The following is a 14,015-nucleotide window of genomic DNA, read 5'->3' on the forward strand; positions in this document are numbered from 1 at the left end:
CAGCGGCAGTAGTAGGCAAGAATAAATTTCCGAAATTGTGTCAATCGATCAAGAAACAGGCGCTTTAGAGGCAGAATCCGAATCGGAAGAAGTCCTAGAGGGATATGTTTCCCTTACTTTGCGATCTAAAGAGTCAAAAAACTCAGGATCGATTTCTGGATCCACTAAATAGATGATCCTTCTTGGGTCCGCATTACGTTCCAGATTGAAAATTGCTCTTCTTCTATCCACGTTCAAACTGTCCATCTCGAAGCCTGAGATCCTGATCTTTCCGTTATTTGCAAACTTCGGTCGGATTGTTCCGATCCTTTCCAACATCGGTCTAATGGAATTTTTATGAGATTCTTTGATAACACAGATCTCGAAGAACACCTTACGATTCGAATCCTGAGAAGCGACAATAACGTAATCTCCCACCTTAACGAAAGGTTGGTTATCACATAACGAAAGTCCAACATGATCGAAAAAGTCTTTTAGGGTCTTTTCGTTATAAGCAAAGAAACTATTATTCAGGATCAGCTTCATTGCCCTGAGACCGTCCATCGGTTGTCTCCAAGGTTGAGGAGTTGTCAAAGAAGCAAATTCTCCCGCAATGGAAAGTATCCCAATATCTTCGTAAGAGATAGCGTTAGTAAGAATCGACTTTACTTGTTTTTGGATATCGGTAGCTAAAAGATTTTTGCGATAATCGTCTTTGTATTTTTCTCTATAACCTTGGAGTTTTTGTACCAAAGATTTGGTTTGGGGATAATTATTATTCATCCCTTCCCCACGATGAGGTCTATGATGATTTAAAACTACCGCTTTGACAGGATCTTCAATCTCCGGAAGATTTGCGATCATCAAGTAGCTGATGATAGGATGATTCTTGATGTATTCCAGTTCTTCCGGTTTTAGATTCGCGTGAGTCGGGATCTTCATCTGTGTATAGCCGATATCAGCGAGGTAAGAAGCCATCATCAGATTCATCTGTTCCATCTTCTTCTGATCCATGTCTACTTTAGTAAAAACCTTTGCAGCTCTTACTTTCAAAGCCATCGCGATCACTGTCCTTTTAGTGAGGACTTCGGAATCCACAGGCATACCCGCGTTCTTCATCACTTCTATGATATTGACTAGTCCAGTCTCCATATTCGGAGAAGTTTTAAAATCATCTAAGACTGTGTTTATGGATTTGTTGATCTCTTTTACATGGTCTCCGTTTAACGGAAACTTTTTGATATCGGATAATAGATCTGCCGCTCCTCTGGACATGTCCAAAGTGAGTTCAGGGTTGATGAGTTTATCAAAAGAAGGATCTAAGGAACCTTTTTTGTTAGAACCAGGCTGGATCTTAGCGATCTCAGCGGATAAAAAATAGATTCCTTGTTTTTCGAATTTTTGGAGACGATTGATATCGTCTCCTGAGGCCATATCCTTTTTGTGGATTAGGATCTGTCCGTGTTTATTATAAAAATCGACCGGTATAATTCTATTTTCTCGGAAGTGTTGGATCACTTCTTCCGTAAAATCGAACTTTTGTAAATCTCTGGCTGCGTCCATCGTCAGGTGGAAGGAACTCCTGCATTAAAATATCGGCAAGTCAATCCGATGAATCGAATCATTCCGATACCATAATATGTATCTTTATGGGTTTACTTACTTTGGACGTTTCAAATATGCACGATCAAACTTGATTTAAGCTGCTTTGCAGAATATATCTACGGATCCTTTCTTCTGTGGAGCTGCCAGCAAAACCGAGATCTGTACGAGAGTCGGTTAATACAAACGTGTCCTGAGCTTTTAAGGACTTACCGTCGGTTCTAACTTCTCCGGAAAGAATATTGATTCCGAGATCCTTCAAAACTCCGGTAACAAAGTATAGTAATCCTTTTCTATCCGGAGCTTCTAAGTAGAACTTTGTAGCAGAATTGCCAGGTAAGTCTTCAAACTCCAATTGAGAATCTTGTCCTAGATAAAACGTATTTCGAATATCTATTTCACTTGAGGTTTGGATCATCTCTTCTAATGCGTTATCATCGGAAAAGACAGAAGACATTAAGATGCCTAGTTTGGATGCTTTGATTTTAGAATCTGTTTCAGGAGATCTAAGAAGAAATTCGTCGTAGCTGATCATGGAATCACCCTCTTTGATCGTGCGAATATCTCCGGAAAGGATCTCGAATCCCATAAAGAACATTGCCTTCACCATTTTATGAAGGGTTCCTGGGGCAGTTTCAGAAGTTTTGAGAGTAACTCTGTAGACTCCGTATTCTTCTTTGTAGTTAAATTCTATCATAGTTTCCGCTTTCCTACAAAGCCTGCACATTCCCTGAAAAATAACACTCAAAAACTAAGGCTTTTCGAGTAATGTTTTTCGAAGTCTAAATGAGTAGTAGCTCCTTTTTCAATATTCTGTCTCCTAAAATTTTTCATCAATGTGACAGAAGTTCCAGGAAAAACCGCTGCTACCGGATATACGCCGGAAGGCCTTTCGAATATACTGGGGAAATCGGGGAAATTTTTTTACTAACCGATACGCCCATTTCTCCCACTGGGGATCCATGGGGATATATATATGACAAATAAACAGAAATTTACCGAAGGATTTAAATTCGGGAAAACACAAGCGACGTATTCTAACTCAAAATTGGCCGGACCTAAGGTTCCACAAGGAAGCCAAGCGGCTAGAGGTTCTTATTCTTCCTCTTTAGGGCCAACTTTTGCAGGAAACGAACCTTCTTCCGAATCTCCTTTGCTAGTTCTTCTAGGTTTAGGCAGATATTTTAAGAATTATAAAGTACGACTTGGGATCGTTTTAGGCCTTCTTTTTACCGAAATCATCGTTTATTCTGCGATTCCTTTCTCTTTTAAGTTTTTGATCGATGAAGCTTTGATCGGGAAGAATGAAACAGTCCTCTATATCACAGGCGCTCTGTTGATCGGTGGCACGATCTTGATCACTGCTGCAGGGACAGTCAGAGACTATCTATACAACTGGGTCTCCGCTCGAGCCATAAGAGATATGAGAGAGGAGTTATTCATTCATTTACAGAGAGTGAATCTGGACTTCTACGCAAATACTCGTTTGGGTGATGTGCTCTCAAGATTCTCCACGGACCTGACTGCATTAGAAAACGCAGTACTTGCGCTTATCCCTTGGGGAATTTCTCCATTGCTCGAAGCAATCTTTGGAACTGCGTTATTATTCGCTTTGGATTGGAAGTTAGGCGCAATTGCCACCTTGATCTGGCCTATTACTTTTTTAGGACCTGTATTCTTCTCCACTAGATCTACCGCGGCAAGTTACGAAAGAAAGATAGAAGAAGCCAAAGTCCTAACCGCTGTCGAAGAATCTATCTCCGCTCAAAACCTGATCCGAGTATACGATCTGGACGGATCGTTTTGGGAAAAATTCAAAGGGAACTGTGAGAAACTATTTCATGTTTCCTTAAGATTAGGACTGACTAATTCTTATTTGGAACGTTCCGCATCGGGTGGAATCCTTCTCTTACAAGCTGTACTTTTGATCTCAGGTGCTTGGTTTGCATTCCACGGAATGGTGAGTGTGGGAGCTTTGGCAGCTTTTCTTCCTCCATTCTTGAACTTATCTTATTCTCTACTATATGTATCACAGTATTTCCCTACGATGAACCAAGCGAGTGGTTCTGCCAGAAGGATACTAGAGATCTTAAGAACTCCTACCTTCGAATCCGAAGGAGGAGAACGTCCATTTGCACCTTCTGAATTGCAAAATTCTATCAAACTAGAAGATTTACATTTCCGTTATAAAGGTAGAACTAAGAACCTAAACGGGGTCAATCTGGAGATCAAAAAAGGAACTTATACTGTTATCCTTGGACAAAGTGGTTCTGGAAAAAGTACGATACTCAAATTTATCCTAGGAATGATGGAGCCAAGCCAAGGGAAAGTTACCTTGGATGGTATTGCAATGGAGAAGATCCGTTTGGATGCGCTTCATTCCATGATCGGTATCGTATTCCAAGATACTTTCTTATTCCATACTAGCATTCTGGAAAATATTCGTATGGGACGCCCGGACGCAACTCCGGAAGAAGCAATCGAAGCGGCAAAACTCGCCGAGATACACGAATTCATTTCTGCTCTTCCTGACGGATACGAAACGATAGCAGGAGACAAGGGTTCAAAACTTTCAGGTGGAGAAAAACAAAGGATCGCATTGGCAAGAGCCTTAGTGAGAAATCCTCAAATTCTTCTGCTGGATGAAGCGACCTCCGCATTGGACCCGATCACAGAAGCAAGGATCTTAAAAACTCTCCAAAAATTGAGAGAGGGAAGAACAATCGTTTCTGTGACTCATAGATTGACAGGTTTACATGCTGCTGACCAAGTAGTGGTGCTAAAAAACGGAACTTTGGAACCGTATCCTTCTCCGGAAAATGATTCACTTTCCGCGGCGGCAATCGGATTGTAGAAAAATGCTGAAAGTACCGACTTACGTTTCTGAGTCTCCAATAGGGGGCCTCGGGGTTTTTGCAGGTAGAGATATAGAAGAAGGTGAACTCGTATGGGAGTTCCATCCTAAAACCGTTTGGACCCTAACACAGGAAGAAGTACAAGCTCTTCCGGAAAGACTCCAAAATCTGATCTATACGTATTCTTATTTGTTCGAAGGGCAATGGTACTTTTGCGTGGATAATTCCCGCTTCATGAATCATAGCGACCAAGCAAACACTTTAGAAGATAAAAGTGGAGTCCAAGGGGCAAGTAATCCTTTAGGAAGGGACAGAGCTGTCCGCAAGATCCTAAAGGATGAAGAATTGACCTGCAACTATAAGGAATTCGATCAGAACTGGAAGGATAAACTTCCTTCTTAATAATCTATCTTAAGATCCTTGATCTTCTTATCCAAGGTGTTTCTGTTGATACCCAAGAACTTGGCGACTCTAGTCTTGGTGTATTTGAACTTCTTCATTGCATACTTGATCAGTCTAGCTTCCACTTCACCCACAACGACTTCCATCGCTCTTCCGTCTAGTGCATCCAAATGAGCAGGGGAGAACTTGGAACTTGCCACTTCTGAAGAAGCTTCCGGATCCATGCCAACTTCTACTTCTTCTCCTTCGTCACCGTAAAGGATGCGACCACTGATTTCCGAGAAGTCTTGGATATCCAACATTTCGGATTGGGAAAGTACAACAGCTCTTTCAATCACGTTCTCTAATTCCCGCACGTTTCCAGGCCAAGCATAACTCATCAGAAGTTTATGAGCTTCTCTAGTGATCCCTTTGATCTTCTTAATATTCTCAGAAGTATACTTTGTGATGAAATGATTGATCAGAAGAGGAATATCTTCCGGCCTTTCACGAAGAGGAGGGGTCACCATATTGACTACGTTCAAACGATAATATAGATCTGCTCTGAATAGTTTTTGAGAGATCAGATCTTCCAGATCTGCGTTAGTCGCAGCTATGATCCTTACGTCGATCTTCTTAGGTTTAACGGAACCAACAGCTTCGATCTCTTTTTCCTGAAGAACTCTCAGAAGTTTGGATTGAAGGTTGAGATCCATTTCTCCGATCTCATCCAAAAAGATGGTGCCAGTATCGGCCATCTCAAACTTTCCTTTTTTGTCGGCTACTGCACCTGTAAAAGATCCTTTTTTATGACCGAATAATTCGGACTCTAAAAGATTTTCAGGAATAGCAGCACAGTTGATCTTGATAAAAGGTTTATCGCCCCTGGCTGAGTTGTAATGGATCGCAGATGCGATCATCTCTTTTCCTGTTCCGGATTCTCCAGTGATCAATACGGAAGCGCGAGAGTCCGAGACAAGTTGGATCATCTCGAAAAGTTTTTCCATCGACTTGGATTTTCCGATCAATGAACCGAACTTGTATTTATTTTTAAGTTCTCGTTTTAATAGAATGTTCTCTCTGGAGATCTCACGTTTTTCTTCATCGATCAGTTTTTGGATGCGGATCGCTTGGTAAATTACGGAGGCGACTACCTGAAGGAAGTCCAAATACGTTTTAAGATCTACGTATTTTTTATGAACGAAGAATACGCTGACTACTCCCAATACGTCCGTATCCGATTTGATAGGAGCTGCAAGAAAACTAACGTTCTCAGGATTGTTCTTAAAATGGCTGGCATTCCCTAATCTATTCAGGAAATTTTCGTCGCTGACGATGGATTCTACGATGACTGCTTCACCGGATTCGTAAACTTTTCCGGTGACTCCTTCTCCAGGAAGATATACTCCCTTCTCCATTTCCTCAGCGGTAAGTCCGGAGGCTGCGCTAAGTTTCAGGATATTCTTATCGGATTCGAATAGTACGATGGACCCTCTTTCCAAGTTCAGAGATTTATCCAATCTATCCATCACATCGTCAAAAATTTCCTGAAGAACTAAGGTAGAAGTTACCGTTCTAGAAATATCTATGAGTACTTGTTGGATCTTATTCTTTTGCTCCAACTGTCTGAAAGTCTGAAGGTTCTTAAAGATCTGAGCCGCCATATTGGCCAGAGTGGAAACAAGTTCCAAATGCTCTTCGCTGAATGCCTGCTTTCTGCTAGAGTCGAGAGAGATAACACCGATGACCTCGTCTTCTACGATCATCGGAACGGCAAGCTCGGAAAGAATATCGTCCTTAATGGAAATGTAATGCGGATTTTGGGTAACGTCGTTAACGATCATTCCTTCGCCGGAAGCTGCAACGATACCTGTGATCCCTTCGCCCACTCGAAGCTTCACTTTTGTCCGAACAGAAGGGTTCATCCCTCGGAAAGTTACGATGTCCAAGACCTCATCCGATCTGCTGATCAACATGAGGGAACCTGAACCGACCTCACAAATTTGGATACATCTCTCCAAAATCAGATCCAGAAGGCGATCTGGATCCAAAGTCGAATTCATAGCGGTTGCCACTTCTTGTATATGGCGGAGTGGGCTGGGTTTTACGTAACCGGACATCTGCTCAAAAAAGGTGCTGATTGATGATTTTGCGGTCAAGGAAAAAACTTAAAATCCAAGCAACTCGCTTCGTTTCCAGGAAAGAATACATTATTTGCATCAGAAGCAGTTTTGATTTGGTGATTCAGATGACATAATATCATGACTGATCGAAATACTTTAGAATTTCAGAAGAAGATACTCTTACAAATTTAGAACAACTTCTCATTATTCTAAGATTTTCTAAAGAAGAAGAATAAAAACATCTTTCCACCCCTCCAACCTTCTCGTATCATTTTTCTCCGGATGTCCTGCGTATTTTGCGGAGAATTTTATCTTCCAGAAGGAAAACTCAAAGATGGAAAATTTCTTTGTAATTCCTGTGGAAGAGAATGGATCTTAGAAAAAAGAAAACGAAACAGGATCAAACCTCCCGAAGTACATGCGTTATCTAACGAGATCTTATTAGAGTTCCTTTCTCTTTTTAATACTAGTCCGAATCTGGACGATCTTCTCGAAAATTTTACCAATCTAGCATTCAGAAAATTGAATCTTCCAGGGATCTCAGTCATGGTGTATGAGCCTAGGTTGGATCGAATCTTAGTAAAATCCTGCAAAAACAAAAAAGGTCCTGCTTTAGAAAAACTCGCCTTCAGAATGGAGATCAAAAAAGGAGAGCAAAACGGCCCTTTAGGACAAGCAATCGAGACCTGCAAATCCGTTTATTATAGATTCGATGAGCAACCTCATAAACAGATCAGACAATATGGAAGGGTGAATAAGGTAGAATCAGAACTTTCGGTGCCTATTCATCTGAAAAAAGAAGTATTAGGGTTAATTAATGTAGATTACGAAAAAGATGATCCTATACAAGCGGAGAAGGACCGCTATTTTCTGGAATTGATCGCAAGTCAATTCGCCACTACATTAAAGAACAGAATTCTTTTCGAAGTTTCCCAAACCCAATCCAGGAATTTTAGAAATCTTCACTCTGCTGCTTTAAAACTCAGCAGCTTAGGATTCAAATATAGAACTGAAATTTTCCGGGTCATTCTCCTTTCCTTAACCGAATTTTCGGAAAGTGATCTTTTCGTTTTGTTAGAAAGAAAAATAGATTCGGAAGGAAAAACAATCTCTACCGAAGGACATATACTTACTGGCAGCCCAAGAGCGCCAGAAATCAAACTGAATATCCAATTAAAAGGAGAATGGAACGTATTGAAAAAATCTAGCGAATCCGCCATCTTATTGGATTCGATAGATCTGAAAGAATGGAAAACCTTAGGAAGCAACGGAAAGAAAAAACATCTAGCGATCTTACCGGTATTACGTTCCGATAATTCTGAAATTTGGATACTTCTCGCTAAGGAAGAAGAACTTCACTGGAGTCCGGAAGAAATAGATGTATTAAACGCATTCGCAGTCCAAGCAGGGATATCCGTTCAAAACTTTCACTTATTCCACCAAAGAGCCGAGAAAGAACGATTAGATAAAGAAATAGAGATCGCAAGAGATTTACAAAGATCCCTGCTTCCCAGAAAAATGCCGGAGCATCCAAACTACGAATTCGCCGGGTTAATGGTGCCAGCAATCGGAGTAGGAGGTGATTATTATGATTTCATAATACATCCATCTAATAAAGAAACTTATATTTGTATAGGTGACGTGAGTGGCAAAGGCGTTCCTGCAGGGATCGTAATGGCAACCGTCAGGACAGTGATACATTCATTGGTACGAAAAAATCCTACTCCTTGGGAAATTTTAGTAACGGTAAACACCTATCTATATCAAAATTATTTTAAAGATATTGTTTCTCCTCGTTTCATGTCCTTGACCATCATTCATTGGGACCAAAACGAAAACCGTTTTGCTTTCAGCGGTGGGGGCCAGGGAAATATCCTAGTGTATCGTAAAAAAGAAAATCGTTTGGAGGAAATTCCTACAGGAGGTGTGGTTTTAGGAATAGATCCTGACATAGACCGCTTCGAGAACAGCGCGGAATTTTACTTAGAGCCGGGAGATTTTTTCCTAATGCTAACAGACGGTGTATGGGAGGCAATGAACCCTTCTGAAGACTTTTTCGAAATGGATCGCCTGCACAATTGTGTTTTCGAGGCTCGAAAGGAAAGCCTACCTAAACTACTGGAAACAGTTTTAAAAAAGATAAAAAACTTTACCGGGGAAAGGGAACAGACGGATGATATCACTCTAATAGGAATAAAGCGCTTAAAATAAGAATGAACGAAACCTTAGAACCTATTTTTCAATCCGCTTGGTCCCGATTAAAAAATTACCAGGACTTTATGAAAACTAAACCTGTGGTAATCGCTTTTTCCGGTGGAAAAGATTCCTCCTTACTTCTTCAATTCTATCTTTGGCTTCATAATAAAAACTTAATCTCTCATTTTCCTGTTATTTATCATTTGGATCATTCTATCCGGGATAATACGGAACAGGAATCCGAAATCTTAAAGTTTATCCGCTCATTAGGTCCAAACTCAATCTTTAAAAAAAAAACGTGCCGAAGTTTGCCAGTAAGACCAAACTAAGTTTAGAAGAAGCCGGAAGAGTTCTCCGATTTAGAGACCTAGAAAAAATTTCAGAAAAGATAGGCGGTTACATTGCAACCGGGCATCATGCAGAAGATTATCTAGAGACTGTACTTCTGCAGCTTATCAGAGGCGGCGGTTGGAATTCCCTACGTACCTTGGGAGTTTTAGAGAACAATAGATTCAGACCATTATTATTATTCGGTGAAAAGGATCGTAAAACCGCATTGGCGGAAGCTGACTGGCCGGTATTCGAAGACGAATCCAATCATTCTTCCCGTTATCTTAGGAATCGGATCCGATCCGAATTACTTCCGGTGCTTTTAAAAGAAGGCGCAGATCCTGATAAAATTTTTCATAATTTCCACGATTCTGATACACCGAGGAGCGGAACTGCAAACCGCAAAGTAAACGAAGACGAGATCAGAACGGTATCCAGACGAATTTTAGAAGAAGAGCCGGCGTCTATTTGTAAGCAAGTTCTGGACTTACATTTGAAAAGTTTAGGCCTTCATCCTGTGAATTCTCAGTTCCTTACGGACCTTCTGCATAACCTGGACAGAAAAGTTTCTTTTTCTCTCGAAAACAAAGAAGTTTGGTTTTGGAAAAGTGTTTCGTCAGATCTGTACATCTTACCCAAAAAAGCTTCTTATTTGAAACCGTTCAGTTATGACTCTGACTCTTTCTTTTTGAAATGGAATGGTAAGACAAAAAAGATACCGAAAAATTGCGAACCGTCTAACGACGGAGAAGGAGAAAAAATCCTGCTTGGAGGAATCCATCGAGACGTTTCCGAAATCCTTCGAGAGAAAGAGATTCCGGTTCCGGTCAGAAAAATGCTACCCATTCTAAAACGGGAAGGGAAAACTGTATTGGTTTGCCTTCGAATGTGGGATGCCCGTTTGGATGATATTCGATCGGATGATTTCCCGCAAGATTAGAGAGTCCAGAGGTTTATGGAAGAACTCCAAGAATTAAAGCCGGACCCATTCTTTAGAGAAGTTAGATTCTTATCTTCTTATGCGGATGCTTCTAAAGTTCCTTCCAAAGGTATTCCTCATATCGCATTCGCGGGTCGTTCTAACTCCGGAAAGTCCAGATTATTAAACGCAATCGTAGAAAGAAAATCCTTAGCAAAGGTTTCTGCAACTCCTGGTAAAACTAAGTTACTGAATTTTTTCTTAGTTTCTAAATCTTTATTCTTAGTGGACACCCCTGGTTTCGGTTATTCCGCGAATTCCCATAAAGATCACGAACAGATGATGGATCTTTTGATGAATTATCTGAACTCGGCTAAAGATCTAAAATGTCTTTTCTTATTATCAGATGCACAAAGAGAATTACCTGACGAAGAATTAGAATTGATCGGTACCTGTTTCGAAAAAGGAACCAAACCGGTTTTAATTCGTACTAAAATAGATAAACTCAATCAGTCGGAACTTTCCAAACTTAGAAAAAAAATGAAAAATATCCAAGGATTGTATCCTATGTTAGAAATCGTTTTTGTTTCTCCTAAATACGGAAAGGGCCTGCCAGAACTCAGAAAGATCATAGAGAATATGATGAAATCTTTGATCATTCCTCCAATGGAAGAAGATGCGATCCCGCAAGAGATCAACGAACAAGGTTAATATTAAGCGTGAGTTTCTAAAAGATTGCCGGCGGAGTTAATTGCATCTCCGTAATATACTTTTCCGGCAAATTGAATCTGTTTCTGATTTAGTTCTTGGATTGTTTTTAAGGTCTCTTCCAAAAGAGCTTTCAGTTTTTCCTGGCTTAATGCCATTTCCAACTTACGTTTTCTTTCGATCAGTTCCATGTGACGACGAGCTTCGTCTTCAGACTTTCTTTCAGGATCTTCATGAGACGAAACCTGATTCTTATCCAACCGGTTCAATTCCAGGTCTATATCGCGCAATTCGGACATAAGTTCCCATTCTTTATCTGAGATCAGTTGCGAATGGGAAGTTGCTTCTTTCTTCTTTGTAGGATCGGCCGATTTGTTGGAATTCCCATCTCCTTCATTCAAAGTTGAAAGATCTGGTTTTTCCTTATCGGCCTTTTTAACAGTAGTAGCCTTTGTTTCTCCAGCTACAGCGACTAATTTCCCATCTCTAAGTTCGTATTCAATGGATACGTCTATGGTTCGGAGCTCAGCATTATCTCTGATAGCTTCGTTGCGGAACTCTGCAACATGTCCTAGTTCATGAGATATTACGTGGAGTACAGAACTAGCCTGAGGCGCACTTTCCAGTTGCCCGTGGCCAATGTACTTAACCGAAGTGTCTTTCGGTCTTTCCATCATGGAAGAAGATTGTATAACTCCCAGGTTCATCCTATTATAAATGTCGGCCCGGTAAGCCTTGAGTTTAGAGCTTTGGAAAAAAATTCCAATACTTAACAGAAAAACGTTATCTGCAATGTGCTATCTTATTAAGTATCTCAAGTATACTTGAGTCGCAAAGATCGTGAAATACTATCGCGTATCTTTGCCCCATGTTGCTAACAGTTTTACGAATGACCTCTCCTGGTATCTCGCAGGTAAACATTGGTGACATAATCGTGATTCTTGTGCCGGGACTCCAACTTTCATTAGAAAGAATGGATGCTCCAATCATCGATATATCTATCAATATACCCTCGCTCCAATTTCCTCCCTCGAAAAGTTTAATCTGACTGTCTTTACGGAATCTTGTATAAAATCTTTGATCCGCCGGCAAATCAGGTGCTACCTTTTGGGAAGGATCCACCCCGATCTCTAGTCTTTGCATAGCCGGGAGAGCATACAGTACTAAGAAATAATTTAAAAGAAGATTTCTTTTCAATGTAAGATTCTTTTAAAAAAATGAATTTAGAAGTGAAACAATCGATTAAGAATAGATCTAAACATCTATTCTTATACTAACTTTATGCTAGAGTTGAAATATATCCGCTTCTCTTGCTAATACTATCTCAGAAAGAGCAGTAGATTGTTTTTCTTGATTGAACATTCGTATGATCTCTTCATCAGGATGATCAGGTTCATGATGAGTTAGAACCAGTTTATTTACACCCAGAACTTCTCCGCAGCGCACAGCTAATCTTCCGGACGTATGACCCCAACCGATCTTACGTTCAGCTTCTTCAGAACTGTATTGTGCATCAATGATCAACATGTCAGGACTTCCGATTTTAGCGCGTAATTGTTCGAATTCGGAAAGATCTTCTTCTCTTACTTCCACATCGGTGCAGAATAGGAAACTCTTTCCGTTCTCTTCTATATGATAGCCTGTGCAGTTGCCAGGGTGTTTTAAGAGGAAAGGGGTTACTTTAAAATCGCCCATCTGCACTGTCTTTTGTCTTTGGAGAAGAGTGAATGTTTTCTTGGACATCATCTCATCCAGTGTGATCGGAAAGTTCTCGGGATTTTGCTGGCGATCGAATCTTTCCTTTAGATTAGAAATAGTAGAATAAAAATCGACTTGAACATTTGGAATGTATCCAGGTTTAAAAAAAGGCCAACCTTGAATATGATCCCAGTGAGTATGCGTCACTAAAATTTTGACAGAGCCGCCTTGAGCTATACCTTCCTTTAAAAGATCATTGCCCAATTCTCTCATTCCGGAACCGCAATCTATAATTAATTTCTGACCGTTTGTTGATTCAACGTACACACAAGTGGTATTTCCTCCCACGGGGCGTAACAGTTCTGGGCTTAAAGATTGTAAGAATGTAGGAACGGAGAAGGTTCCGTTCTTAAGTTTAAATTCCTTATGAGCGGACTCTAGGATCTTTTCTAACTTTTCTCTATATTCCGAACCGGAAAGCGGAGTTGGAAGAGATCCTCTTACTCCGTATAATTTTATTTTCACTGTATTAAATTAGACAACTAAAAGATTTGGTATTTGCAGGTATTCGGCGATGACATCGAATTTTCGTGAAAAACAATGGAAGATCGCTACTCGAATCCCCTTTTCCTCAGATTATTTCCTGAAAATCAACCCCGGAAGTAAATTAAAAAAAAACGATTTGTTTTTCGAAGAATTCGGGACATATTATCTAGAGCTAGGCTCCGGTTGGGGAGAAGTAGCTGTATCCTTAGCCAAAGATAATCCAAACACCGGTTTTGTCCTAATGGAGAAGAAGGCAGATCGTTTACGCAAAACTATCCGTGATCTGAAGGAAAACGATATCAAGAACGTTAAACTCCTTTCAGTAAACTTCAATTGGTTTTTAGAAGAAATTTTTGAATCTGGTATTTTCGATGAAATACTTCTAAACTTTCCTGATCCTTGGCCCAAGCGTAGGCATCATAAACATAGGACCTTAAATCCCAGATTTCTAGATACTGTTCATATTCTTTTGAAGAAAGGTGGCAAATTCCATTTCGCAACCGACTACGGACCTTATGCACGTAAAGGAATTCGCCTTTTTAGAGAAGATCTTAGATATAAACCGATCCACTCAGAGTTTTCTCTGCAAAGGGAGAACTTTCCGATCTCCCATTTCGAACAGGAAAAACGGGAGACTGGCTCCCGGATTTATTATTTGGATCGGATCAAAGTCTGAAA

The 14,015-nt window shown here is 40.4% G+C and carries 13 protein-coding genes; 7 read left to right on the plus strand and 6 right to left on the minus strand.

Annotated elements, in window-relative coordinates:
- Positions 1–48: 48 nt before the first annotated feature.
- Both LPTSP_RS13440 and LPTSP_RS13445 read right to left on the minus strand, forming a co-directional pair.
- The gene (locus LPTSP_RS13440; RefSeq protein WP_108929221.1) at positions 49–1,542 is read right to left on the minus strand and encodes an HD-GYP domain-containing protein; all 1,494 of its coding nucleotides are present in this window, start codon (positions 1,540–1,542) and stop codon (positions 49–51) included.
- 124 nt (positions 1,543–1,666) lie between these two features.
- Positions 1,667–2,278, minus strand: coding sequence for an ACT domain-containing protein (locus tag LPTSP_RS13445; RefSeq protein WP_108929222.1), 612 nt, complete (start codon positions 2,276–2,278; stop codon positions 1,667–1,669).
- Positions 2,279–2,557: 279 nt separating this feature from the next.
- Between LPTSP_RS13445 and LPTSP_RS13450 the strand changes: the two genes are divergently transcribed.
- Together LPTSP_RS13450 and LPTSP_RS13455 are read left to right on the plus strand one after the other, a co-directional pair.
- On the plus strand, positions 2,558–4,435 hold the full coding sequence (locus tag LPTSP_RS13450) for an ABC transporter ATP-binding protein (protein ID WP_108929223.1): 1,878 nt from the start codon (positions 2,558–2,560) through the stop codon (positions 4,433–4,435).
- A gap of 4 nt (positions 4,436–4,439) precedes the next feature.
- Positions 4,440–4,838 (plus strand): SET domain-containing protein, encoded by a 399-nt coding sequence (locus tag LPTSP_RS13455; protein ID WP_108929224.1) that lies wholly within the window; start codon positions 4,440–4,442, stop codon positions 4,836–4,838.
- Here the strand turns inward: LPTSP_RS13455 and LPTSP_RS13460 are convergent.
- The gene (locus LPTSP_RS13460; protein ID WP_108929225.1) at positions 4,835–6,880 is read right to left on the minus strand and encodes a sigma-54-dependent Fis family transcriptional regulator; all 2,046 of its coding nucleotides are present in this window, start codon (positions 6,878–6,880) and stop codon (positions 4,835–4,837) included. The genes LPTSP_RS13455 and LPTSP_RS13460 overlap by 4 nt on opposite strands.
- Before the next feature lie 342 nt (positions 6,881–7,222).
- Between LPTSP_RS13460 and LPTSP_RS13465 the strand changes: the two genes are divergently transcribed.
- The 4 genes from LPTSP_RS13465 (at position 7,223) to yihA (ending at position 11,096) form a co-directional block, all read left to right on the plus strand.
- Entirely contained in the window at positions 7,223–9,151 is a 1,929-nt protein-coding gene (locus tag LPTSP_RS13465) for a GAF domain-containing SpoIIE family protein phosphatase (protein ID WP_108929226.1), read from the plus strand.
- Between the two features lie 68 nt (positions 9,152–9,219).
- A complete protein-coding gene (locus LPTSP_RS19330; RefSeq protein ID WP_282432936.1) occupies positions 9,220–9,465 on the plus strand; it encodes a PP-loop family protein in 246 nt (81 codons plus the stop codon).
- Complete coding sequence (gene tilS, locus LPTSP_RS19335) at positions 9,435–10,406, plus strand: tRNA lysidine(34) synthetase TilS (RefSeq protein ID WP_108929228.1); 972 nt, start codon at positions 9,435–9,437, stop codon at positions 10,404–10,406. Before LPTSP_RS19330 ends, tilS begins: the two co-directional genes overlap by 31 nt.
- Positions 10,407–10,421: 15 nt before the next feature.
- Positions 10,422–11,096: a ribosome biogenesis GTP-binding protein YihA/YsxC gene (gene yihA / locus LPTSP_RS13480; protein WP_008591632.1), complete on the plus strand. Its 675-nt coding sequence runs from the start codon at positions 10,422–10,424 to the stop codon at positions 11,094–11,096.
- Positions 11,097–11,098: 2 nt separating this feature from the next.
- Here the strand turns inward: yihA and LPTSP_RS13485 are convergent, their stop codons facing one another.
- The 3 genes from LPTSP_RS13485 to LPTSP_RS13495 all read right to left on the minus strand — a co-directional run bounded on the left by LPTSP_RS13485 (position 11,099) and on the right by LPTSP_RS13495 (position 13,316).
- Entirely contained in the window at positions 11,099–11,800 is a 702-nt protein-coding gene (locus tag LPTSP_RS13485) for a hypothetical protein (RefSeq protein WP_108929229.1), read from the minus strand.
- A 76-nt stretch (positions 11,801–11,876) separates the two neighbouring features.
- Positions 11,877–12,290, minus strand: a complete 414-nt coding sequence (locus LPTSP_RS13490; RefSeq protein WP_245915572.1) for a PilZ domain-containing protein — start codon at positions 12,288–12,290, stop codon at positions 11,877–11,879.
- Positions 12,291–12,377: 87 nt separating this feature from the next.
- On the minus strand, positions 12,378–13,316 hold the full coding sequence (locus LPTSP_RS13495; protein WP_108929230.1) for an MBL fold metallo-hydrolase: 939 nt from the start codon (positions 13,314–13,316) through the stop codon (positions 12,378–12,380).
- Positions 13,317–13,365: 49 nt separating this feature from the next.
- Between LPTSP_RS13495 and trmB the strand changes: the two genes are divergently transcribed.
- The gene (gene trmB / locus LPTSP_RS13500; RefSeq protein ID WP_108929231.1) at positions 13,366–14,013 is read left to right on the plus strand and encodes a tRNA (guanosine(46)-N7)-methyltransferase TrmB; all 648 of its coding nucleotides are present in this window, start codon (positions 13,366–13,368) and stop codon (positions 14,011–14,013) included.
- The last annotated feature ends 2 nt before the right edge of the window (positions 14,014–14,015 follow it).

Origin of the sequence: Leptospira johnsonii, assembly GCF_003112675.1 — a bacterium.
In the GTDB taxonomy this organism is placed as follows: Bacteria; Spirochaetota; Leptospiria; order Leptospirales; family Leptospiraceae; genus Leptospira_B; species Leptospira_B johnsonii.

Bases quoted from the DNA above. Each gene is read 5' to 3' on its own strand.
- LPTSP_RS13485 (WP_108929229.1), bottom strand. From the start codon at position 11,800: ATGAACCTGGGAGTTATACAATCTTCTTCCATGATGGAAAGACCGAAA.
- LPTSP_RS13455 (WP_108929224.1), top strand. From the start codon at position 4,440: ATGCTGAAAGTACCGACTTACGTTTCTGAGTCTCCAATAGGGGGCCTC.
- LPTSP_RS13465 (WP_108929226.1), top strand. From the start codon at position 7,223: ATGTCCTGCGTATTTTGCGGAGAATTTTATCTTCCAGAAGGAAAACTC.
- trmB (WP_108929231.1), top strand. From the start codon at position 13,366: ATGACATCGAATTTTCGTGAAAAACAATGGAAGATCGCTACTCGAATC.
- LPTSP_RS13450 (WP_108929223.1), top strand. From the start codon at position 2,558: ATGACAAATAAACAGAAATTTACCGAAGGATTTAAATTCGGGAAAACA.
- LPTSP_RS13440 (WP_108929221.1), bottom strand. From the start codon at position 1,542: ATGGACGCAGCCAGAGATTTACAAAAGTTCGATTTTACGGAAGAAGTG.
- LPTSP_RS13445 (WP_108929222.1), bottom strand. From the start codon at position 2,278: ATGATAGAATTTAACTACAAAGAAGAATACGGAGTCTACAGAGTTACT.
- LPTSP_RS19330 (WP_282432936.1), top strand. From the start codon at position 9,220: ATGAAAACTAAACCTGTGGTAATCGCTTTTTCCGGTGGAAAAGATTCC.
- yihA (WP_008591632.1), top strand. From the start codon at position 10,422: ATGGAAGAACTCCAAGAATTAAAGCCGGACCCATTCTTTAGAGAAGTT.
- LPTSP_RS13460 (WP_108929225.1), bottom strand. From the start codon at position 6,880: ATGAATTCGACTTTGGATCCAGATCGCCTTCTGGATCTGATTTTGGAG.